The following is a 1,012-nucleotide window of genomic DNA, read 5'->3' as shown; positions in this document are numbered from 1 at the left end:
GTTAAACGTGCCGGTGCCTTGGTTTATATTCGCTTGAAGGGGGCTTAAGCATGCAAGGCTTGATAGCTAATAGTTTGTTCAGCATCTTGTTAACCTTAACGGCTTCATTCAGGGCACCCTTCTTAGCACTGTTTACGGTTTGTTTCCTGAGCTTGGGGGCGAGTCCTGCTTTGGCAGAAAATGCAGAATTTGATTTCTTCAGTGATGCGCCTATCGCTGAAGAGGAATTGGTCATTGTGCCACCCGAAAAAACAGCATGGGAAGACATTGGAGCGCCTATCGCGCTTGTGGTCTTTTTCTTCTTTTCTTGCTTCTTAATCAACTGGTTTTTCCCATTCAAGCAAACGGGTATGGAGTTTGATCTTCACAACCTGCCTATCGCGGCGCAGCGGGGTATTGGTGTAGCGGTCATACTTTATGGCATAGCCTTGGTGTTTGGCGCGATGGAGGCGCATTACCAAGTCCACTTGCATGGTGACGCACCCAGCTATTTTCAGCAAATGGGTGAAGGCAAGCTGATTGCTTTCACGCATGCCCACCTATTTGGCTTCACAACCAGCTTCTTTATCATCGGTATACCTTTCTCTATGCACTTCAGTCGCCTTAAGGTCTATCAATGGATATTTCCGGTTGGGTTGATTGCCTCGTTAACAGACATCATCTCCTGGTGGGGAATGAAGTATATCTCCGGTAACTTCGAGTACATTACCTGGGCCTGTGGTCTCATCTTTAGTGTGTGCTTTATGTGGATGCTTATCGGCCTGGTAAGAGTGCTATTCTTCCCGAAAGTAAAATGGTTCCCTGATTTTATCAACGAAGATAATCAGCGCCGTTTTAAGGAAGAGCATCCTCCTGAATAGAATCAATTTGCTCACAAGCTATTATCATTATGCAATGCAGTCGAATAAGGACTTAACGCTATGAACGACTTTTTTGGAAAGCTATTAAACTATGTTTGGATGTTTTGTCTAAAACTCACAGCCAGCCTACCGTTGATTAAAGAACCTAAGTT

1 protein-coding gene is annotated in these 1,012 nt (G+C 44.8%); it reads left to right on the top strand.

The genetic code is table 11. The annotated features are described in order from the left end of the window. The first annotated feature begins 50 nt into the window (after positions 1-50). Positions 51-860 carry a hypothetical protein gene (locus tag A3729_RS07675; RefSeq protein WP_068516514.1) on the top strand — a complete coding sequence of 270 codons (810 nt, stop codon included), beginning with the start codon at positions 51-53 and terminating at the stop codon, positions 858-860. The last annotated feature ends 152 nt before the right edge of the window (positions 861-1,012 follow it).

The sequence above is a fragment of the Oleiphilus sp. HI0043 genome, from assembly GCF_001634935.1.
This window is presented reverse-complemented; position numbering and strand designations above follow the sequence as displayed.